General features: G+C 28.7%; 20 protein-coding genes and 1 pseudogene. 18 read left to right on the forward strand and 3 right to left on the reverse strand.

Going from position 1 to position 21,497, the window contains the following annotated elements:
• Positions 1 to 228: 228 nt before the first annotated feature.
• The 3 genes from Q0V15_RS04950 (at position 229) to Q0V15_RS04960 (ending at position 2,200) form a co-directional block, all read left to right on the forward strand.
• On the forward strand, positions 229 to 891 hold the full coding sequence (locus tag Q0V15_RS04950) for a hypothetical protein (RefSeq protein WP_297436594.1): 663 nt from the start codon (positions 229 to 231) through the stop codon (positions 889 to 891).
• Positions 892 to 1,027: 136 nt separating this feature from the next.
• Positions 1,028 to 1,513, forward strand: a complete 486-nt coding sequence (gene lepB, locus Q0V15_RS04955; protein WP_297436595.1) for a signal peptidase I — start codon at positions 1,028 to 1,030, stop codon at positions 1,511 to 1,513.
• 129 nt (positions 1,514 to 1,642) lie between these two features.
• A complete protein-coding gene (locus tag Q0V15_RS04960) occupies positions 1,643 to 2,200 on the forward strand; it encodes a hypothetical protein (RefSeq protein ID WP_297436597.1) in 558 nt (185 codons plus the stop codon).
• A gap of 50 nt (positions 2,201 to 2,250) precedes the next feature.
• Here Q0V15_RS04960 and Q0V15_RS04965 read toward each other — a convergent pair whose 3' ends face one another.
• Complete coding sequence (locus Q0V15_RS04965; protein WP_297436598.1) at positions 2,251 to 2,538, reverse strand: hypothetical protein; 288 nt, start codon at positions 2,536 to 2,538, stop codon at positions 2,251 to 2,253.
• Positions 2,539 to 2,929: 391 nt separating this feature from the next.
• Between Q0V15_RS04965 and Q0V15_RS04970 the strand changes: the two genes are divergently transcribed.
• The 8 genes from Q0V15_RS04970 (at position 2,930) to Q0V15_RS05005 (ending at position 9,713) form a co-directional block, all read left to right on the forward strand.
• Complete coding sequence (locus Q0V15_RS04970) at positions 2,930 to 3,247, forward strand: hypothetical protein (protein ID WP_297436600.1); 318 nt, start codon at positions 2,930 to 2,932, stop codon at positions 3,245 to 3,247.
• A 177-nt stretch (positions 3,248 to 3,424) separates the two neighbouring features.
• Complete coding sequence (locus Q0V15_RS04975; protein WP_297436602.1) at positions 3,425 to 3,907, forward strand: TetR/AcrR family transcriptional regulator; 483 nt, start codon at positions 3,425 to 3,427, stop codon at positions 3,905 to 3,907.
• A 64-nt stretch (positions 3,908 to 3,971) separates the two neighbouring features.
• A complete protein-coding gene (locus tag Q0V15_RS04980) occupies positions 3,972 to 4,772 on the forward strand; it encodes an SDR family NAD(P)-dependent oxidoreductase (protein ID WP_297436604.1) in 801 nt (266 codons plus the stop codon).
• A 48-nt stretch (positions 4,773 to 4,820) separates the two neighbouring features.
• A complete protein-coding gene (locus tag Q0V15_RS04985; protein WP_297436606.1) occupies positions 4,821 to 5,507 on the forward strand; it encodes an ABC transporter ATP-binding protein in 687 nt (228 codons plus the stop codon).
• 1 nt (position 5,508) lies between these two features.
• Positions 5,509 to 6,843: an FtsX-like permease family protein gene (locus tag Q0V15_RS04990; protein ID WP_297436609.1), complete on the forward strand. Its 1,335-nt coding sequence runs from the start codon at positions 5,509 to 5,511 to the stop codon at positions 6,841 to 6,843.
• Between the two features lie 15 nt (positions 6,844 to 6,858).
• Complete coding sequence (locus tag Q0V15_RS04995) at positions 6,859 to 8,187, forward strand: ABC transporter permease (RefSeq protein WP_297436611.1); 1,329 nt, start codon at positions 6,859 to 6,861, stop codon at positions 8,185 to 8,187.
• Between the two features lie 140 nt (positions 8,188 to 8,327).
• A complete protein-coding gene (locus Q0V15_RS05000; RefSeq protein WP_297436613.1) occupies positions 8,328 to 8,897 on the forward strand; it encodes an isochorismatase family protein in 570 nt (189 codons plus the stop codon).
• Between the two features lie 75 nt (positions 8,898 to 8,972).
• Complete coding sequence (locus Q0V15_RS05005; protein WP_297436615.1) at positions 8,973 to 9,713, forward strand: hypothetical protein; 741 nt, start codon at positions 8,973 to 8,975, stop codon at positions 9,711 to 9,713.
• A gap of 41 nt (positions 9,714 to 9,754) precedes the next feature.
• Here Q0V15_RS05005 and Q0V15_RS05010 read toward each other — a convergent pair whose 3' ends face one another.
• Entirely contained in the window at positions 9,755 to 10,465 is a 711-nt protein-coding gene (locus Q0V15_RS05010) for a hypothetical protein (RefSeq protein WP_297436617.1), read from the reverse strand.
• Between the two features lie 297 nt (positions 10,466 to 10,762).
• Positions 10,763 to 11,941 carry a cation diffusion facilitator family transporter gene (locus Q0V15_RS05015; protein WP_297436619.1) on the reverse strand — a complete coding sequence of 393 codons (1,179 nt, stop codon included), beginning with the start codon at positions 11,939 to 11,941 and terminating at the stop codon, positions 10,763 to 10,765.
• A gap of 295 nt (positions 11,942 to 12,236) precedes the next feature.
• Between Q0V15_RS05015 and Q0V15_RS05020 the strand changes: the two genes are divergently transcribed.
• From Q0V15_RS05020 to Q0V15_RS05050, 7 genes and pseudogenes are all read left to right on the forward strand, one after another.
• Entirely contained in the window at positions 12,237 to 14,660 is a 2,424-nt protein-coding gene (locus Q0V15_RS05020) for an SH3 domain-containing protein (protein ID WP_297436621.1), read from the forward strand.
• 31 nt (positions 14,661 to 14,691) lie between these two features.
• Entirely contained in the window at positions 14,692 to 16,197 is a 1,506-nt protein-coding gene (locus tag Q0V15_RS05025; protein WP_297436623.1) for an SH3 domain-containing protein, read from the forward strand.
• A gap of 207 nt (positions 16,198 to 16,404) precedes the next feature.
• The gene (locus Q0V15_RS05030) at positions 16,405 to 17,418 is read left to right on the forward strand and encodes a C39 family peptidase (RefSeq protein ID WP_297436625.1); all 1,014 of its coding nucleotides are present in this window, start codon (positions 16,405 to 16,407) and stop codon (positions 17,416 to 17,418) included.
• A gap of 83 nt (positions 17,419 to 17,501) precedes the next feature.
• The gene (locus tag Q0V15_RS05035; RefSeq protein WP_297436626.1) at positions 17,502 to 18,797 is read left to right on the forward strand and encodes a M18 family aminopeptidase; all 1,296 of its coding nucleotides are present in this window, start codon (positions 17,502 to 17,504) and stop codon (positions 18,795 to 18,797) included.
• A 201-nt stretch (positions 18,798 to 18,998) separates the two neighbouring features.
• The gene (locus Q0V15_RS05040) at positions 18,999 to 19,478 is read left to right on the forward strand and encodes an acyl-CoA thioesterase (protein WP_297436628.1); all 480 of its coding nucleotides are present in this window, start codon (positions 18,999 to 19,001) and stop codon (positions 19,476 to 19,478) included.
• Positions 19,479 to 19,632: 154 nt separating this feature from the next.
• Positions 19,633 to 20,580 (forward strand): DMT family transporter, encoded by a 948-nt coding sequence (locus Q0V15_RS05045; RefSeq protein WP_297436629.1) that lies wholly within the window; start codon positions 19,633 to 19,635, stop codon positions 20,578 to 20,580.
• Positions 20,581 to 20,833: 253 nt separating this feature from the next.
• Positions 20,834 to 21,497, forward strand: a pseudogene (locus Q0V15_RS05050) (serine protein kinase); the annotation flags it as partial.

The following is a 21,497-nucleotide window of genomic DNA, read 5'->3' on the forward strand; positions in this document are numbered from 1 at the left end:
TTCATATCTTGCATCTAAAAAAACATCATAGACTTTCTTAACTTAATGACATTGGCTAATAGTATCTTCTTTTTTTTATAAAAAATGATAATAAGTTGAAATTGTTAGGTTTTGAATAGAAAAATAAAAAAAAAGATAAAAAAGATATGAAAATATGCTAGAATATAAGTAAGTATAGTAAGAAATGTCGCATTTGAGGGAAGAGGAAACAAGAGAGGTGTAAATGATTTGGATAATCCAGAAATTAAAGTTCTGATTGATGAGATAGCAAAGCTTAGAAGTGAGCTTATTGAAATGAAAATGGAGATAGCAGGATTAAAAGCTGATGTACTAGCAATTGGAAGTTTAAATAGAAAAGTAATAACTAACACATCAAATGAAATTTCAAATGAAAGAAACAATTCATTTAGACTAATAAGAAATAAGATTGATGCGGTTGAAGAAACTAAAGAAATTATAGAAGAAAAAACAGTAGAATATACTCAAGAACGAAAAAATGAGTTAATTGATAAAATAGAAGATAAGCAAAATAAAAAAAATAGTAAGGTGAAAAAGCCTAAAATTGAAAATAAAAAAGAGAAAACTAAAAATGAAAGTAAAAGTAAGTTTATATGTGAACTTAAAATAGATAAAAATCATATAAGAATTTTAAGGGATAAATTAAAAGAGATTTTAAAAAGTGATTTGAGATATGATACATGGCTTAAAATCGGAGTAAATAATTTATCACGCACTAATAATGATGAATACATATTTCCAGCAGCAAATGATTTTACTAGAGGGATTTTAGAAGTGAGATATAGAGATATGATAGAAGACACTCTAAAAGAAGTCTTTAGTGATGTAAAAGAAGTTAAATTTGTAGCTTTAGATGAGGCAAGTTTAGCTTGAAAAATATAGATATAAACTGTGCATATTAATTTATGCACAGTTTTTTCGTTATTTTATACAAATATATTTCTATTTTTAACTAAAAGTATTATAATTATTTACATAAATGGAAAATAAAGTAAATAAGGGGTGCTTGATGAAGAAAAATAAAATTATATTTATATTTAGTTTAATATTTATATTTTTTGTAATTATATATAAAAATATTAGCTTAACTTATGTGGTTGGAAAGTCTATGGAGGGTGCTATATCTGCAGGGGATATTTTGCTTATAGATAAATCTTATAGTGATGAAGAAGTGTTTAGAGGAGATATAGGTATATTTGATATAGATATAGATGGTGAATTACAGAGGATAATAAAAAGAATTATAGGTCTTAGTGGTGATACTATAGAGATTTTAGGTGGAACCTTATATATAAATGGAGTTATTAAAGATGAGCCTTATTTAAGTAAAAATAATATTAAGTTAAAAGATTTAAAAGTAATAGTTCCAAATGGAAAAGTATTTGTGTTAGGTGATAATAGAGATATTAGTATGGATAGTAGAAGTGAGAAGGTAGGATTTATTGATTTTGATAAATCTACATACGGGAAAGTTATTAAAAAAATGAATAAATAAGGAAAAAATAGCAAATGATATATTAAAATTGAATAAAAAAATATAGACTATAAAATATCTTTAGTCTATAATAGATAAGCGACTTAAAATAAGAGAAAACTTAGAAAGAAAGGCGGAGTGTGTAGTATTATGGGAACGGATAGAAGAAAACAAATCATAGATGCTGTACAGTCTGTGATTGAAGAAGAGAAATGTATAGGAAAAAAAAGTTGGGGAAGACTCAAAAGCGAGATTGATACATATGAGTTAAGAGATGGAGATAGCATACTTTGGTGTTCATTTTTGGATTTTTATAAAAGTGGAGAAGAGAATCCAACAAAGAAATCTATATACATAGCGGAAGCAAATAAAACTGATGATGACATTTTAGAGCTTAATATACCATATAAGTATTCGGATAGGTATAATGGACTTGTGTATGAAGATGATGATATTATAGAAATAAGAATGTATGGTAAATTTAAGTTTAAGAAAAGAAATTATAAAGCTGAAATATTTATGAATTTTTTGAAAGATAATGGATATTCGAATGAAGTAAGACAGGATGATAATTCTAAAGAGTATGTTAGGCTATTAAATATAAATAAAGATTTGAAGTTAGATTTAAACACTATAAAAGAGAGATTTAATAAGTGGTTAAATGTAGTAAATGATTATAAGGAATATAATTTTTTAGTGCAGGGATAATTTAATAAAGAAAAAGGTTGCTAAGAAGTTAGCAACCTTTTTCTTTTTTATTATTCTTGTATTACATCATAATTGAGTTTATATAGATTAATAAACTTAGACTCTGTATCTATACTTGTTATTATAGAACTGCTAAGAAGAATATCGATGTAAGATTCTATTTCATCAAATGGTGTTTTAGTAAACTTACATAGTTTTAGTAAGTCAAATGATTGGTAATCATCAAAGTTTAAAATACATTCAAGAGCTAAAAGGATTTTAAAGATTCTATCATCTGATATATCAAAATTTAGTATGATATGTTCGTTATATTTAATTAGTTTATCAAAATTATTCATTAATAATCTCCTAAATAAAAGCTTATAATTCTTATTTATGCGAGTGCTTTTATATTTGTGAAAAATACTTTTAATTTCTTTTTTAAATAATAATCAAAAAAAAATTAAAGAAAAATTAGACTTTGCATAATTAAAATATTATAATGTATTATAGACTAAAATTAGTATATTAATAAAAAAATGTGAAAAAATATATGAAAAATAAGGAAAATGATGTAAAATTAAATTAAATTTTAATTGATAAAAGATAAGAATAAAGAACAATTTATAAACAACGAGTAAATTATTGTTTACAAAAGATAAAAATGTCGAAAAAAAGGATATAATAAAAATACGATTAACTTTGTGAAAAATTGGTGAAAACAAAGGATGAGTTCAAGGAGGGGTTTAAATGAGCATAGCAACAATTTGGTCATTAGCATGCGTTATGTTAATTATGTTTTCAATTGCAGGAATCACTTTATTTTACAAGAGTGGAAAACTTGCAAAAGATTTTAGAATATATTTTGGGATAGTAATATTTGCTATTTTATTAGCACTTGTGGCATATTATTCAATGCCAGGAGAATTTTATATAGATAGACTTATAGCAATTATATGTGGGATAGCTGCGATAGCGGCACTTGTTATAAAACAGAGAATGTTCTTTTTATCAAAAATTATATTAATAGTTTCAATGAGTGTTAATATGGTTATTGCATTAATATAATAGCTATAACTATTATATTAATGTAATAAGTAGATTGAATGGATATGTATGGGATATTACATAAAGAAAAATAGATTGGATGACGATAAGTCAGCTGGTCTATTTTTTTTGGTATATATCATTTGTAGAAATATTAATGTATCATTACAGAGAAGAAAAGTTAATGGGAGGAAGAATATGCCAAGTAAGACGTTTTATAATTTAGATGAAGCAAAAAAGAATAAAATTATAGAAGCGGCAGCAGCTATATTTTTAGAACAAACTTTTGAAAATGCAAAAGTAGTTGATATATGTAAGAGGTGTGAGATACCAAGAGTTACATTTTATTCGTATTTTGAATCACTTGAAGATATTTATAATTATATTTTTGAGTATTATTCTAGTAGATTTTGTAATCTTGAGAGTATTAAAACTTTAGATATTAACGGAAAATCATCTGAAGATATAGATTTATATATGAATTCAATTGAGTACTTTATGAAGATAATAAGTTCAGATGTTGGTCTTAAAAAAGTTTATGGGGGAATTGATACTCTTGATTTTACTGATAAAGCAATAACTCATTGCATAATTTCATTAGGTTTTCAGTATAAGTCAGGTGCAATAAGTAGAAAGGAATTTATTGGAAGAATTGGTGAGGTAATAAACAATATACAATAAGTAAAATCTGTATATTGTTAGGTATAGTCTTTAGATATAGAATTATATTTAGAGGTGAGGTAATATGAAAACAGTTTTAATTACAGGTGCAACAAGAGGTATAGGGAAATACTTAGCAAAAGAGTTTGCAAGCAATGGATATTCAGTCCATATAATAGGAAGAAATGAAGAATGCGGAAATGAAGTTATAAAAGAACTAGAAAGTATAAATAATAAATGTCAGCACAGATTTTTTTCAGTAGATTTATCTTTAGTTAGTGAAAATAAAAAGTTTTTAGAATTTTATAAAAATAAATACAAAAGTTTAGATATATTAATATTAAATGCAAATATAAGACCAAAGAAGAGAATTGATATAACTAGAGAAGGTTATAATAATGTTTTAATAACTGGTGTTATATCAAAATATTTATTTTCAGTAGGGCTAAAAAATTTACTTGAAAATGCAGAGGCTAGCAAAGTTATACATATAGGTGATGCAAGACTTCTTCAAAAAATAAGTTATAATAAATTTATAGATGGTGATATTTCAGGAATGAAATCATTGTTAGGGGCTTATACAGGAAGTGCATACATTAGTAATTTTTTTGCTAAAAAGAGTATAATGGATGTACATACAGAATTTATAAATCCGGGAATGGTCAATACAGATGGAGAAAGTGCAAGTTTTTGGATTAAGATGATATCAAAAAAAACAGATTATATAGCAAAAAGAATAGCAACTCATATTATTAATAATGATTCAATAAAAAAATATGTTGGATTCTTTAACATTGATAAGGAAAATTCTTTAGCTAAAAAACTTGACAAAAAAGAGAGTGAATTTAATAAACTTATGAGTATAATAGGAAAGATAACTAAGTAAGCTTATAAATTCATTATAATAATAGTTATAACAAAGGAGAAATAAAAAATGATTGAAGTTAAAAATATAGTTAAAAAATATCAAATGGGAAAAGAAACTATAGTAGCACTAAACAATGTTTCTTTAAATATTGAAGATGGGGAGTTTCTTGCTATTATAGGACCATCAGGTTCAGGGAAGTCTACAATGATGCATATAATAGGTGGACTTGATAGTCCAACTAGTGGACAAATACTTTTTGATGGAAAAGATATTTCAGGACAAAAAGATAAAGAAATGGCTAGATTTAGAAATGAGGAGATTGGATTTGTATTCCAAGCTTTTAATCTTGAAAATACTCAAACAGCTCTTGAAAATGTTATGATGCCACTTATTTTTTCTGGTATGGGAAGAAGTGAGAGAAAGAAAAAGGCTATGAAAGCTTTAGAACAAGTTGAACTTGCAAATCTTGCAAAGCATAAGCCAAGTGAAATGTCAGGTGGGCAAAGACAAAGAGTTTCTATTGCTAGAGCTTTAGTTAATGACCCAAAAATAATTTTTGCAGATGAACCAACTGGGAATTTAGATTCTAAGACTGGTGATAACATAATGAAACTTTTCCATGATTTAAATGATAAGGGTTATACATTTATTATGGTAACTCACAATCCAGAAGAGGCTGCTAAGGCTAGAAGGATTGTACAGATAAAAGATGGGAATATTATAAGTGATTCTCGAAGTGAGGAGGTGGTTTAATTTGAAAATTTCAGATAATATTTCAATGGCTTATAGAGATCTTGGTAGAAGAAAAAAGAGAACTTTTTTAACTTCACTAGGTATTACTGTTGGAGCTATACTTATAATTTTAATGGTATCGCTTGGAATGATGATAAAAGGCTTCTTAGTTGATACAGTTAATAGTGGGTCAAGCACAAAAAGTATTACAGTTGCTTCATTAAAAGCAGATGCAGTGATGCCAACAGATCCAAAGAAGATGGCTAAAGAAATGCCACAATGGCTTAAAGATAACTTTAAGGCTTTAGATAAAAGTGTAGTAAATGAAATTGGTACTGTCAAAGATGTTGCTGGTATTAAGGCATATGTAGGAGCAAGCCTTGCAAAGATCAGAATTGATGGAAAAACATACTATGGGAATTTCCCTATCAAAGGATATGATTTAGATTATAATGATTATTTTGATACGGATGTGAGTAGTGCAAAAAGTTCATCAAAGGATGTAAATTTTAAACCTATAATAGCAGGAAGTAATTTAACTAAGGATGATACAGATGGGATTTTAGTTGGTGAGTCATTACTACATGACCTAGGAATTAAAAACCCAAGTGAAATTATTGGGAAAAAATTAACTTTTGATATTGATAATATAGATGGTAAAAGTGTTACGCCACTTAAGAAAACTTTTGTAGTTAAGGGTGTAGAGAGTAAATATATGCCAGATGGTAATAAATTTGTTATGAGTTCAAAAAATGCTTCAACAATTGTTGGGTTTTTACAGTTTACAACAAGCTTTATGAAAAATTATGGATATAATGGTGTGGTTGTAGAAGCAAATAATATGAATAATGTTGCAAGTATACAGCAGGCTATTACAAAGCTTGGGTATAGTGCAACTTCTGATAAGCAGAAAGTTGATAGTATAAATGCAAACTTTGATAATATTCTACTTGTTTTATCTATACTTGGGATTATAGTTTTAATTGTTGCTGCAATAGGAATAATTAATACTATGATTATGGCAGTTACAGAAAGAACTAAGAGTATTGGAGTTATGAAATCAGTTGGTGCAAGTAATTCAGATATACGTTCAATGTTCCTATTCCAGTCAGGTGTAATTGGTCTTGTTGGAGGAATTATTGGTTCTATAATAAGTGTATTATTATATAGACTTATTAGTTTTGGAATTTCAGATATGTTATTTAAGCAAGGACAAAAGGTAAGTATAATGAAAAATGTACCTTTTGAGCTTATTTTAGCTACAATAATATTTTCAATAGTTATATCTGTTTTAGCAGGAGTTTATCCAGCAAGCAGAGCAGCAAAACTTGACCCAATTAAATCATTAAGACAGTAGAAAGGAGTACAAAAGATGAAATTAATAGATGGAATATCGATGGCAACAAGCGATATTAGTAGAAGAAAACTTAGAAGTATTTTAACTATAATTGCAATTTCGGTTGGGTGTATGTTACTTGTTTCTATGCAAGGTCTTGGTGATACAATAAGTAAAACAGCAACAACTTTTATATCAAGCTTTGGTAATTTAAATCAAGTGATGGTATTACCAGAAAAATATAATGCAAATAAATCAGGTGTAGCAGCATCAGAGCAGATGAATCAGAAACCTACATTTCTTCCATATACAGTAAATAAACAGCTTAATCCAAAGGAAGAAGATAATTCAAAAGCTATAACAAATCAGACACTTTCAGATATAGCAAAAATTAAAAATGTTAAAGATTTATTTGCATACAGTGGTGCAAAGGCTAATAGTTTAGAAATTTCAGGTGTAAGTGAAAAAGGTTCAAATCCTTTAATACTTGGGTTTGCAAAAGATTATAAGTATAAGCAAGTTGAAAAAGTTGTAGCAGGTAAAGATTTAACTGGTGCAGGTAATCAATTTTTAATAAATGAAGCGTATTTAAAAGATATGGGGATTACAGATTATAATTCTGTTATAGGGAAAGAGATGACTTTAGATGTTAGTATGCCAAGTTTTGAAGGTATGCCAGCAAAGAAGCCTCTTCTGATAAAAGGGATAGTACAAGGGATATATAAAGAGCCTAATGCATATTACCCAGGGAATATTATTACTTTAAGTAGTGTAACAGATAAGATAAATGCGTATTATAGTGGAAAGAAACTTTCAGACTATAAAACAAATTATTCAATGGTTACAATAGATGTAGCAAATCAGAAAGTTATAAGTGGAATGAGTAGTGAGATAAATACTAAACTTGGATATGGGACATTTAGTCTTGGAGAAGTTGTAGGAATTGCTAGTGTATTCACAGGGTTTATAAAAACAATTCTTGATATTGCAGCAGTAATTGTTATAGCAGTAGCAAGTGTTGGACTTGTAAATACAATGACTATGACTGTTCAAGAAAAAAGAAAATGGATTGGGATAATGAGAGCACTTGGTTCAACTAAGGGAAATATTAGAACAATATTCTTAACACAATCAATAGTTCTTGGAGTTATTGGTGGAGTGGTTGGTTGTATACTAGCTATTGTTGGAATATTTGCTGCTAATCTTTATTTAACTCATATAGGAAAAGATTTTAATATACATCTAACATTTGCAAATGTATTACTTGGATTTATTGTAACGTTTATAGTTGCAATAGTATCAGGAATTTCACCAGCACGTAGAGCTGCAAAGCTTAAGGTTGTTGAAACTATAAATGAAGAGTAGTAACAAAATCTGTTAGAAAAATGTTAATTATAACTATTAGTAGTAAGGTATACTTTTAAAGTATATCTTACTACTTTTTGCATTTAAGAAGGAAAAGTAGGGGATGATAATAAATAGTAAGAGCTAAGGAGGAATTTATAATGGATAAAAGTATAATAAATATAGAAAAAACAGCAATGGTGGTAATAGATTTACAAGAGGGGATAGCTAGGAGAGCAGGCCTTACACCATATAGTGGAGATAAAGTAGTAGAAAATTCAGTAAAGCTTGTAAAAGAGTTTAGAAAAAATGGTGGAGATGTTTTTCTTGTAAGAGTTAGTGCAGATGCAAAATGTGGATTAAAACCAGAACTTGATAATTATCAGGCATTTCCATATAAAGAGGGGTGGGATATTTTACTTCCAGAGCTTACAAGTATAGAGGGAGTAAATATTATAACTAAAAGACAATGGGGCGCATTTTATGGAACAGAACTTGAACTTCAACTTAGAAGAAGGGGAGTAGAAACAATAATATTATGTGGAATAGCAACAGGAATAGGTGTGGATACAACAGCAAGAGAAGCATATCAAAGAGGGTTTAATCAAATATTTGTAATAGATGCGATGACAGGAATATCAGAGGAAGAAAATGAGTATGTCTTAAATATTATATTCCCTAAAATAGGAAGACTTAGAACAACAGAGGAAATTTTAGATGTTTTAAAATAAAATCTATAAAATTTGTAAGAATAGGATAAACTATAATATGAAAATTTAAAACTAAAGAAGCGAAGGAGAGTTATTATGGATGAATTTGATAGCCTTGGCTATGGAAAAAGACCATTTTATAAAAGAGTTTGGTTTTGGATACTTTTTATTATTGGAGCTGCACTTATAGTTTGGGGAGTATGGTATGCAAATACCTTAGAAAAGACAGAAAATAAAGTAGTTTTAGATAAGCAAAATCCTATAATGAAAAGTTCAACATTGATTATTCAAGGACCTACAAATGCAGATGGAACTTTAAGTAATAAAGATGCAAAAGAAACTGTTTTAGGGCTTGGGAAATATACTGTTGGAAAGCAAATACCACAAGGGATATATCTTGCACAAACAACGGAAAGTGGAAGTATAAAAGTTTATAATAATAAAGGTGAAAAAATTCAAGAATCAAGTATGGTAGAAAAAGATTCTAAGAATATTATGAAGTCACTTGTATTACTTAAAAATGGAGATTGTTTAGAAATTTCAGGTATGACAAATGTTAGATTTGTTCCCTATGTAAGAGATTTTAAAACAGTTTTAAATTCAGGTATATATCAAGTAGGAACGGATATAAAACAAGGTAATTATATGATGGAAATTCCAAGTAGTGATGGAATGATAAGTGTAAATAGTCTTATAGGGATGCCAATATTCAATGAGATTTTAAATTGTCAGGGTGCACAAAATATTAAAATAACATTATCAAGTGGTGATACAGTTATGTTAGCAGGAATAAATGGAGTTCATTTAGTTAGTTTAGATAAAGAAATAAAGAAATAAATTTATAGTGATTGATAAAATCTTTATCAATCACTATATTTTTATTTAAATAAATTTATATTAGAATTCATAAATTGATTTATTGCATTATAAGATGCAAGTAAAGGTTTATGAAGTTTAGCAAGCGCTTCTTTACTTATATTTTTAGTAAGTGCAGCTTTGTTATAAGTTATAGCATCATTTATAAAAGCGTTATTTTTAATAATAAGCTCTGATAAAAATGTAGAATCACTTTGTACTAGGCTTGGACTAAGTTTAGTAGCATATATACTAAGGTTTGAACTTAAAGCATTAACTGCATTTTGAGAATCTGGATACAGATTGACAAAGTTATCTCCATTTATAGTCATATAAATATTCTGATTAAACCTAAAAATACTTTCAATAAGCTTTTCTTGTTTTTGATTATAATCTTGAGGTGTTAAAGTAGGCTTAACAGGAACTATAGGTGGTGCAGGCAATTGTAGTGGTTTAGGTAACGGTACAGTTGGAATAGCTGGATTTGTATTTTTAACAGGTGCAGCTTTTGGCGTTAAAACTGATATTAAAAAATTTATTCCAATTATTATTGCAACTATTATGAACATACTTTTTAAAAATTTAAAAATATTGAACTTCCTAATAGTTTTAGTCTTTCTTTTACTATTAGTTCTAGTTCTCGGTCTAGTTTTTAAATTAGACTTAGAATTTGGATTTTGTCTTGGTCGTGTTTGTTTATTTAAAGGTTTTTTAGTACTCTGTTGTTTTTTCATTTGTTTAGTTCCTTTTCAGTGAATTATAACTATATTATAATATGGATTTATAAATAAAGTAAAATTTAATTATGGTATAAATAAATTCTATAGAAATTTAATTTGAATTTAAATTTAGTTTAAGCATCATAAATATAAATTAGTAAATTAAGCAAAAAAAGAAAGAGTAAGCAAATTTGCTTACTCTTAAATAATTCAAAAATTTATGTCATAAATAAATTTTTGAAAGTTGTAGAAATTACAACTAGTACTTAACCCTACATATAATAGTATGCTTGAAAATCAAAAAAATATTCTTTAATGATATTCTTTATCTAGTGTAATTATACAATTATAGTTTGGGTGTTCTAATTTAACCCTAGAATAAATAGAGTCAACAATATCAGAATCGGTCATAATATTTTTAGCCTTAATATAGTCAACAACTATGTCAAATCTTAAATCTATTCTATCAGAACATTGGATTATTCTAAAATCATGCATTGATTTTAATAAAGGATTATAATCAACCATCTGCATTATCTTTTCTTTTACAAGAGCACTTTCTCCTTGTGGAATATAAATAGGATCCATATGCACAGTAAGATATAAATTATATTTTGCTGATATTTCTCTTTCTGCTTGGTCAATGATATTATGCATTTCTATAATATCAACATCAGCTGGGAATTCTACATGAAGTGAAGCCATAGCTCGTCCTACTCCATAGTTATGAATTATAACATCATGTACATCTGTTATATATTTATAAGATTTTATAGCATTTTCAATTTCTTCTACAAATTCAGGGTCAGGTGCTTCTCCTATAAGAGAACTAATAGTTTCTCTAAGTAGTGATACACCAGCATAAATTATAAATAATGAAACAATAGCTCCAACATATGCGTCAATTGGTAGTGTTGTAAATTTTACTGCTAAAAAAGATATTGCAACACAAGTTGAAGCAAAAACATCACCAAAGGCATCCATACCTGAAGCTTTTATAGCACTAGAATTTATTTTTTTACCAATCCTTGTACTGAAAAATCCAAGCCATATCTTAACGAATACAGTTAATACAAGTAAAATAAATGGAATTAACTTAAATTCAACTAATGAAGGATTAAATATTCTTTCACCAGATGATTTCAAAAATTCAAGTCCGACTATTATTACAATAAAAGAAACTACAAAAGCTGATATATATTCCATTCTACCATGCCCAAAAGGATGCTCTTTATCAGGTGGAGCCTGAGAAAGTTTAAATCCTGCAATTGTTATTATTGATGATAAAACATCTGAAAGGTTATTAAAGGCATCTGCTGTTATAGCTATACTGCCAGTTAAAAAACCGATTGTAAACTTTATTATAAATAAGACTATGTTAGAAATTATTCCAACAATACTAGCAAGATAGCCATAAGAACTTCTTACTTTTTCATTTGTTACCTCTTTATGATTTGGTACAAATTTTGATATTAATAAGTTTGAAAACATAATTACCTCCATTTAGATTTATCTGATATCTAATGGCTATATAATCTTAATTAAAAAAATAAGATAAGCTTTTAGATAACGACTAATAATGATTCAAATTAAGATATAACTAAATCTGAATCATTATTATTTATATGTGAACATTATATCATATAGATGTGTTGAATTTCTGAATATTTAAGATGAAGAAATTTGAAAAAAAACAAAAAAATGTATAAAAAAACACTGAAATAGGACGATAAATGATATAATTAGTATTGTAACTAATTTGTAATAAAATTATAAGGGGTATAATATGGAAAAAAATAAATTAAAGACAGTTTTAATGTCCTCTTTAATCTTGGCAGGAATTGTAACAGATGGGTCAAGTTTAGCTTTAGCGGAGGACATTAGTTCAAATTTAGATAGTGATAAAAATATTGATTCAGTACAAGGGATAAATGAAAAAAGTACAGAAGTTATAAACGGGATAAGAGTAAATAAAAAACTTATAGATATAAATTATTCAAAGGGGGTAACTATAGTACCGAAATATATAGTTATTCATGATACGGATAATAGAGCAGGAACAGCAGATGCTATGGCAAATAGAGATTATTTTGCGAATCATCCAAATGCAAATGCATCAGCTCATTATATAGTTGATGATTCAAATATTGTACAAGTATTAGAAGATACATGGAGAGGATGGCATATTGGTGATGGTGGAAATGGTGCAACTGTTCAAAATAGTAATTCAATAGGGATTGAACTAGCCGTAAATGCAGGTGGTAATTTTGATAAAACATATGAAAATGGTATAGCACTTACAAGAAATCTTATGAGAAAGTATAATATACCAGCTCAAAATATAGTAATGCACAATCATGCATCAGGGAAAATTTGTTCAAGAATGATGATTCAAGATAGACCTAATATGTGGGAAGAGTTTAAGTCTAAAGCAGCAGTAGGTATGCAAGGGGAATCATTTGTAAATGATGGAAAAATGCCAACAGCAAAAGGAAAACTTATAAATGTAAGTTCACACTTAAATATAAGAACACAGGCAAGTGCAACATCAGCAGTGCTTGGAAATGTTTATCCAAATAAAAAAATGAATATATATGGAGAAGAAAATGGATTCTATAAAGTTGATTTTATGGGAACTAGAAAAACTTATGGGTATGTAAGTAAGGAATATGTTCAAATATTAGATGGTGATGTTGATGCAGATAGTGGAAATGGTGGTACAGATACTGGGGAAGAAAATGTAACACCAATAAACAAAAAAGGACAAGTTTCAAATATAAGTAGTTCATTAAATGTAAGAAGTGGTGCAGGAACAGGTTTTTCAGTTATTGATAGCCTCTCTGTAAATTCAAAAGTTGATGTTAATCATGAAAAAGATGGTTGGTATAATATAAGTTATGCTAATGGGAAAGAGGGATATGTGAGTAAAAATTATATAAAAATTATAGATAGTGATACAGAGATAGAAAAACCAGAAGTTGATGAGAATGAACAAATTAACAAAGATGGTCAGGTTGTCAATGTAAGTAATGGTTCATCACTTAATATGAGAAGTGGTGCAAGTATAAATGATTTAGTTGAAATGAGAATTCCAGCAAATTCAAAAGTTAAAGTTAATTATAAAACAAAGAATGGTTGGTATAATGTCAGTTATGCAGGAAAAACTGGTTTTGTTAGTGCTAATTATATAAAGGTATTAGTTGATGTAGAAGAACCAGAGATTGAAAAGCCTGACATAGAAGAACCAGAGATTGAGAAGCCAGAGATTGGAGAGAGTACAACACCTATAAATAAGGATGGAGTTGTTGCCAATATTTCATCAGGTTCAGGTTTGAATGTTAGAGCTGGTGCAGGAACAAATCATGCGGTTAAAGATAAGTTGCCATTAAATACAAAAGTTAGAGTTAATTATAAAACTAAAAATGAATGGTATAACATAAGTTACCGTGGTAAAACAGGATTTGTTAGTAGTGATTATATAAAGTTTGCTGAAATAGATGATGAAAGTTCAGGAAATGAAGGTAACATAAATAAAAATGGTAGAGTTGTTGGAGTAAGTTCATATTTAAATGTTAGAACAGGACCAAGTACATCTTATAGTATAAAAGATAAAGTTTCAAAAGGTCAAAAAGTTAAGGTTAATTATGAAAAAGATGGTTGGTATAACATAGCTTATAATGGGAAAATCGGGTATGTAAGTAAATCATATATAAGTATTGTAGGTAGTGAGAGTGATGGTGGAAATACTGATAAGCCAGTTATTCCTGAAATTCCAGAGATAACAACTAAAATGGGAACTGTTTTTAATATTTCTGAAACTTCAGCACTTAATATTAGGTCAGGGGCAGGAACAGGATATTCTGTAATAGGAAAGATAGGATTAAATGCGAAGGTTAAGGTTAATAGTGAAGTAAATGGTTGGTATAATATTGAGTATAATGGGAAATTAGGGTTCGTAAGTAAGAAGTATATAAAAATAGATAGTGGAACTGTTGAACAGGTAGAACAAAAAGGTAAAGTTATAAATATAGATACAAATTTAAATGTGAGGTCTGGAAGAGGAACTAATCATTCGGTTGTTGGGTATATTCTAGGTGATTCTATTGTAACAATTTTAGATCATAAAGATGGTTGGCATAAAATTGAGTTTGTAGCAAATGGTAATAAAAAAATAGGGTATGTTAAAGATGATTTTATAAAAATATTATAATAAAAATAAAATAGGTTAAAGGGTGGAATTTATGAAAAATAAGGTATTGAAAACATTGATTGCAACATCTATTGTAGCAAGTACAATTGGTGGGAATATTGCAATGGCACTTCCAACAGATGGTGATAATTCTAAAAAAGATCAAAATGAAGATGGTAAAATGCTTAGAGGTCATGGAGATAATTTTCCAGTAAAGCATAGTATTATGGGAGGTCCTTCTGTATCAAAAGAAGCTTTTAAAAGTTATTTAAATTCACAAAAAAATAAGTATGGGTTTGACTATAAGCTTACTGTGAGTATGAATGAATGGGTTGATACAGTTTACGAAGAATCAGCAGTTGAGGGTGTAAGAGCTGATATAGTTATTGCACAGGCTATAAAAGAAACAGGTTGGTTTAGGTTTGGTGGAGAACTTAGTTATAAGGATAATAATTTTGCTGGAATTGGAGTTACTGGAGATTCAGGGGCTAAAAATAGTTTTGCAACTGCAAGAGAAGGTATAAGAGCGCAAGTTCAGCATTTAAAAGCTTATGCATCAACAGAAGCTTTAGTTAATCCTTGTATTGATCCAAGATTTAATCTAGTAACAAGAGGAAGTGCACCGTCAGTTGAAGAACTTGCAGGAAGGTGGGCATATCCAGGATATAATACAAGTCAATATGGCTCACTTAAAGAAGCGGCACAGGTTAATGCAACTTATGGACAGCAGGTTTATAAACTTGTTGATGAAGCTAGAAGTTTTGATAATGGACAAGTTGCACCAGAAGTTGATGAAGATATAGAAACAGGAAAACCAGAAGCACCAACAATGACTGCAAAGGGGAAAGTTATAAATGTGAGTAGTAGACTTAATATTAGAAGTGGAGCAGGGACAGGTCATTCAGTAGTTGGAAGTCTTAAAGCAGGGCAAAATATTAATATTTATGAAAGTAAAAATGGTTGGCACAAAGTTGATTATTCTGTTAATGGGTCAACAAAGTTTGGTTATGTAAGTGGTAAGTATATTAAGGTAACAGAGAATACAGAAGTTTCAAAACCAGATACTGAAAAGCCAGCGGTTCCAGTAAAACCAGAAATTCCAGTACCACCAACTGATGGTGTTAGAAATGGTACAGTTATAGGAATATCATCAAGACTTAATGTTAGAAGTGGTGCAGGAACAAATTATTCAGTATTAACAACAATCATAAATAATACTACTGTGAAAATTAATTCTGAAAAAAATGGTTGGTATAATGTAACACTTTCAAATGGGAAAACTGGTTATGTAAGTAGTAAATATATCAAGGTTATTAATAATTCAGGAAATTCAGATGCGAATACTGATAATACAGAAGTATTAAAAAGAGGTAAAGTTTCAGGGATTAGTACAGTTTTAAATGTAAGAAATGATGCTAGTATGCAGGGGAAAGTGGTAACATATCTTAGAAATAATGAAACAGTTGAAATAGTAGGTGAAAGTGGTGGATGGTATAAAATTAAGTCATCTAAATCAGATTCAGCATTTGTTTCAAAAAAATATATAACAGTATCTTAATAAAGAAGGTATAATTCCTAAAAAAAATAGGAATTATACCTTTCTCTTTATAATTTAACAATATAGTATAAATTCAGACTGATTTCTATACAAATATATTTAAAGTTAAAAAATTGATATTAAATTAATAAAAACATATTAAAAATAAATTTGGAGAATTTGTTATAATAATCTTCTATATAAATGAAGATAAGGATGATAGTACATATGAAGAAAAAGACGATAATAGGCATAATTATAGCTAGTATCATAATTGTAGCAGGTGGAAGCTATGCAGTATATGCTAGTGTACATAATAAAAATTTATTTGAAAATAATATTCAAAACAAATTAGAAAGCCCTACAGTAAAAGAAGTAGGACATAAAGTTAAAAGTATAGATAAAGATAAAAATGAGAAAGCTACAGTTGTAGATAATAATTTAAATAAAAATATTATAAAAAGTAGACAAGTACAATATAAAGAACTTGGAAGTACAATTCAAAATCTTGATAAAGAGAATACTGATAATAATAGATGGTGGGGTTCATCATTAAAAGAGCAGATTGATAAGTTATCAAGAGAAGCAAAGAAATATAATGATAAAACAATACAATCAATAGTTGATAATAGTAGTAAAATACCATCATATTTAATTCAACTTGCAGTTATGCATCCAGAATCTATTCCGTATACAGCAGGTTATGTAGATAAAAAGCAAAATCAACCAATAAATATTGATTCTTATTATAAAAAAGGAAAAATACCACTATTTCAACAATGGGACAAACAGTGGGGCTATGATTGGTATGGTAATGGACCTATAGCAATGGATGGATGTGGACCAACATCTCTTGCTATGGTTGTGGTAGGACTTACTGGTGATACAAGTATAAATCCAAGAGTTGTTGCTGATTATAGTGCGAAACATGGAGGGTATTCATGGAATCAAGGTTCTAATGGAACTCTTATGACAAGTGTTGCAAGGCATTTTGGACTTGATGCAAATGAAATTAGTAGCTCACAAGTTATGGAATCTTTAAGAAGTGGACATCCAGTTATTGTATCACTTGGACCAGGAGAATTTACATTAACAGGACATATTATAGTTCTTGCAGGTCTTGATAAAGAGGGTAAAATAATAATGAATAATCCAGATAGTATAGTAGATTCTAATAAAACTTGGACACTAAGCCAGATTACAGCTAGTGCAAAAGCATTTTATTCATATAAAAAAGCTTAAATATACAAAAATGAAAATTTTAAAATTTAAATAAAACGTGTATAATAAATATATATAATGAACGGAGAGGTGTATTAAATAATATGAAAAAACAAATAGCAAATGAATTAATAGATTTTATATATGAAAGCCCAACAGCTTATAATGCAGTTGAAACATTAAAAACTTGGCTTACAAAGGAAGGTTTTAAAGAAATTAAATCTTCAGATAAATGGGAGCTTAAGGTACAAGGAAAATACTTTGTTGAAAAAAACAATAGTGGACTTGTTGCTTTTGAAGTTGGAGAAGGAAATGTTGCAGAACATGGATTTAAATTAATTGGAGCACATACTGATGCACCAGGATTTAGAATTAAACCAAGTGCTGATATGATAGCTGAAAAAAATTACATGAAACTTAATTCAGAAGTTTATGGTGGACCAATTCTTAATACTTGGTTTGATAGACCACTTGGACTAGCTGGAAGAGTTACACTTGTTTCAGAAAACCCTTTAAAACCAGTAAGTAAAATTATTAATATAAATAAACCAGTAATGATAATACCAAATGTAGCTATTCATATGAATAGAGATATAAATAATGGTGTTAAAATTAATGCACAAAAAGATACATTGCCTTTACTTGCACTTGTAAATGAAGAGATGGAGAAAGATAATTTCTTATTAAATCTTTTAGCAAGTGAAATGAATGTTAAAGTAGAAGATATTCTTGATTTTGAGCTTATGCCATATGAATATCAAAAAGGTTCAATAATTGGAGTGAATGAAGATTTTATATCAACAGGAAGACTTGATAATCTTGCTATGATTCAAGCTGGAACTAAGGCTTTAATTGATGCAAAGATTAAAAATGGTGTAAATGTTATGCTTTGTTATGATAATGAAGAAGTTGGAAGTAGAACAAAGCAAGGTGCAGATTCTCCATTCTTTACAGAAGTTTTAGAGAGAATAGTTTTATCTCTTGGTGGAAGCAGAGAAGATTTATTTAGAGCTGTTGCAAATTCATTCTTAATTTCAGCAGACCTTGCTCATGCAGTTCATCCAAATGCTGGAGAGAAACATGATCCAATAGTTAGACCACTTATGGGTAAAGGTCCAGTTATAAAAATAGCTGCATCTCAAAGTTACTCAACAGATAGTGAATCAGCTGCAGTTTATGAAATGATTTGTAGAAAAGCTGGAGTTCCAGTTCAGAGATTTGTAAATAGATCAGATGTAAGAGGTGGTTCAACACTTGGACCAATAGCTTCATCACATTTAGCAGTTAGAACTGTAGATATGGGTACAGCTGTACTTGCAATGCATTCAATAAGAGAACTTGGGTCAGTTGATGATCATGTAAGTTGTATAAAATCATTTACAGAATTCTATAATTTATAAGATTAATTAGTAAGTTTATAAAATTATCAGGTATATAATAAATATACTTGGTAATTATTATATATATTAAAATGGTGTTGAAAAAAATAGCTTTATAATATATAATTATTATTAGTTACTAATAATAATTATTAGTTAAAGTGAGAGAGAAATAATAGATTATCTATTATTAAACATAAGATAAAAGAGGAGAGAAGTAAAATGGAAAAAAGACCTTCAGATTCAAAAATTATAACAAGTGAAGTAGTATGGCCAAGTTCATCAAATGTAGCAGGAAATATGCATGGTGGAGATCTTATGAAGATAATGGATTCAACAGCTTATGCATCATCAAGAAGATATGCTAACTGTAATACAGTTACAGCAAGAGTTGATGAACTTCAATTCCACCAACCAGTATACATAGGGGATCTAGTAACATGCACAGGGGAAGTTGTTTATGTTGGTAGATCTTCAATGCAGGTGAAAATATTAGTGGAAGTTGAAAGTCTTGAATGTAAAGATGTTTGTTATAAAGCAAAAGCATTATCAGCTTACTTTACAATGGTAGCTTTAGATGAAAATAATAAACCTAAGGAAGTTCCAAGTTTAATACTTGAAACAGAAGAGGATAAGCTTAACTTTGAAGAGGGTAAGATGAGATACGAAGAGCAAAAAGCTAAGAAAAATAAAGCTAGATAATTAATAGTATAAATAGATTATTTAGGGTAAAATAAATAAGGATTAAAGTTTTATAGATATATTCTATAGAACTTTAATTTTTATGCGTAAATATATATCAGATATCTGATAATTGAAAGGGGTGAAACTACTAAGATAATTAGTAGTGATACGAATGAAGAATAATGTAGTTAAAGGAACTAGTCAAGGACTTATAGCGGGACTTATGTGGGGGCTTGATACAGTTTTTAGTGCTATGGCACTAAGTATGTTTCCGTTTATAAGCTTAAAATCAGCAGCGATAGTAGCTCCATTTGTAGGAGTTTTTTTTCATGATTCGCTCTCGGGAGTTTGGACATTTATATATATATTAATAACTGGTAAAATAAAAGACTTATTTAAAGCTGTAAAAAGAAAATCTATAAAAACAGTTATTGCAATAGGATTTTTAGCTGGACCAGTAGCTATGACAGGATATTATGGAGCAGTTAACTATATGGGAGCTTCAAATGCAGCGACAGTTACAGCTATTTATCCAGCAGTTGGAGCTTTGTTTTCATCAATAGTTTTAAAAGAAAAATTAAATTATAAAGCTTGGATTGGACTAGGAGTTAGTATACTAGGAGTTATAATACTTGGATGGGGTGGAAACTCACAACCATTAACACTCGTTGGAATAGGTTTTGCAGTTATGGCAGTGCTTGGTTGGGGTGGTGAAACTGTTTTATGTGCTGTAGGGCTTGAAGCAGATGAAAATCTTAGACCAGAATTTGTACTTCAGATAAGACAAATGATATCAGGGCTTACATATTTTTTAATATTTCTTCCACTACTTGGAGCACTTCCAATTGCGAGAGATGTAATATTACATAGAGGGACATTATTTATGTTTATTCTTGCAGCACTTGCAGGAACTATATCTATAATATTCTATTATAAAACAATAGATTCAGTAGGACCTACAAAAGCAATGGGACTAAATTCAACTTGTTCAATTTGGGCAATGATATTTGCTTTAGGTCTACAAGGTAAAAGTATAACTATATCAATGATTATAGCATCAGTAGTTGTTATATTTGGAACAATGCTTATGGTTTCACAACCAAGAGTTAGACGAAAATAAAGAGAGCATCTAGCAATTTTAAATTGCTAGGTGTTTTTTAGGTTTAGGAATAATTATAGAAAATAATAAAAGGATTAAACTCTTGATTTTATAAGGAGATTTTAAAGTTTTAGTATATATCGGATAGTAGAAAAAGGATAATGATAAAAAAACTTTATGTAAAATAAGAAAGTTTTTTAGAGAAAAAAATGAAAAAAATAGCATAGATAGATATGTATAATGAATAGACTTATACAAAAGGAGGGTTATAGATATGGATTTTAAAGAATTTATTCAAAGTGATAGAGAAAGTAGAAATAGTTATAAGTTTGAAGGTACGTTTATAGAGTACTTAGGGCTTATTAAAGAAAACCCTGATGCAGTTAAACTTTCTCATAAGAGGATATATGACCTTATAATAGAGCAGGGATTTGAAATTTTAAAGCCCGAAGATAATCCAAAGATTAAAAAACTTTATGGACATGAGAAAATTAAAAAGTATAACTTTTTTAAGGATGACTTTTATGGAATAGATAAAGTTGTTATGAAACTTATGAATTACTTTTATTCAGCTGCAATGAAAGGTGAGGAAGCAAGACAAGTTTTATATTTAGTAGGACCAGTTGGTGCAGGTAAATCTTCACTTGTTGAAGCAGTTAAAAAAGTTTTAGAAACAGCACCACCAATATATAGTATAAAAGGATGTCCTATGCATGAAGAACCACTTCATTTAATACCCAAACATCTTAGAAAAGAATTTGAAGAGATGCTTGGAGTTCAAATTGAGGGAGATTTATGCCCTATATGTAAGCATAGACTCATGAATGAGTATAATGGAGAATATGAAAATGTTCCTGTAGAAACAAAACACTTTTCAATACGTTCAAGAAAAGGTATTGGAGTAGTTCCACCAGTTGACCCTAATAACCAAGATACTA

This window comes from uncultured Clostridium sp. (assembly GCF_947036855.1).
GTDB lineage: Bacteria > Bacillota > Clostridia > Clostridiales > Clostridiaceae > Sarcina.

Excerpts from the sequence above, each read along its gene's own strand:
- lepB (WP_297436595.1), top strand. The coding sequence starts at position 1,028 with ATGAAGAAAAATAAAATTATATTTATATTTAGTTTAATATTTATATTT.
- Q0V15_RS04960 (WP_297436597.1), top strand. The coding sequence starts at position 1,643 with ATGGGAACGGATAGAAGAAAACAAATCATAGATGCTGTACAGTCTGTG.
- Q0V15_RS04965 (WP_297436598.1), bottom strand. The coding sequence starts at position 2,538 with ATGAATAATTTTGATAAACTAATTAAATATAACGAACATATCATACTA.
- Q0V15_RS04970 (WP_297436600.1), top strand. The coding sequence starts at position 2,930 with ATGAGCATAGCAACAATTTGGTCATTAGCATGCGTTATGTTAATTATG.
- Q0V15_RS04975 (WP_297436602.1), top strand. The coding sequence starts at position 3,425 with ATGCCAAGTAAGACGTTTTATAATTTAGATGAAGCAAAAAAGAATAAA.
- Q0V15_RS04980 (WP_297436604.1), top strand. The coding sequence starts at position 3,972 with ATGAAAACAGTTTTAATTACAGGTGCAACAAGAGGTATAGGGAAATAC.
- Q0V15_RS04985 (WP_297436606.1), top strand. The coding sequence starts at position 4,821 with ATGATTGAAGTTAAAAATATAGTTAAAAAATATCAAATGGGAAAAGAA.
- Q0V15_RS04995 (WP_297436611.1), top strand. The coding sequence starts at position 6,859 with ATGAAATTAATAGATGGAATATCGATGGCAACAAGCGATATTAGTAGA.
- Q0V15_RS05000 (WP_297436613.1), top strand. The coding sequence starts at position 8,328 with ATGGATAAAAGTATAATAAATATAGAAAAAACAGCAATGGTGGTAATA.
- Q0V15_RS05005 (WP_297436615.1), top strand. The coding sequence starts at position 8,973 with ATGGATGAATTTGATAGCCTTGGCTATGGAAAAAGACCATTTTATAAA.
- Q0V15_RS05010 (WP_297436617.1), bottom strand. The coding sequence starts at position 10,465 with ATGAAAAAACAACAGAGTACTAAAAAACCTTTAAATAAACAAACACGA.
- Q0V15_RS05015 (WP_297436619.1), bottom strand. The coding sequence starts at position 11,941 with ATGTTTTCAAACTTATTAATATCAAAATTTGTACCAAATCATAAAGAG.
- Q0V15_RS05020 (WP_297436621.1), top strand. The coding sequence starts at position 12,237 with ATGGAAAAAAATAAATTAAAGACAGTTTTAATGTCCTCTTTAATCTTG.
- Q0V15_RS05025 (WP_297436623.1), top strand. The coding sequence starts at position 14,692 with ATGAAAAATAAGGTATTGAAAACATTGATTGCAACATCTATTGTAGCA.
- Q0V15_RS05030 (WP_297436625.1), top strand. The coding sequence starts at position 16,405 with ATGAAGAAAAAGACGATAATAGGCATAATTATAGCTAGTATCATAATT.
- Q0V15_RS05035 (WP_297436626.1), top strand. The coding sequence starts at position 17,502 with ATGAAAAAACAAATAGCAAATGAATTAATAGATTTTATATATGAAAGC.
- Q0V15_RS05040 (WP_297436628.1), top strand. The coding sequence starts at position 18,999 with ATGGAAAAAAGACCTTCAGATTCAAAAATTATAACAAGTGAAGTAGTA.
- Q0V15_RS05045 (WP_297436629.1), top strand. The coding sequence starts at position 19,633 with ATGAAGAATAATGTAGTTAAAGGAACTAGTCAAGGACTTATAGCGGGA.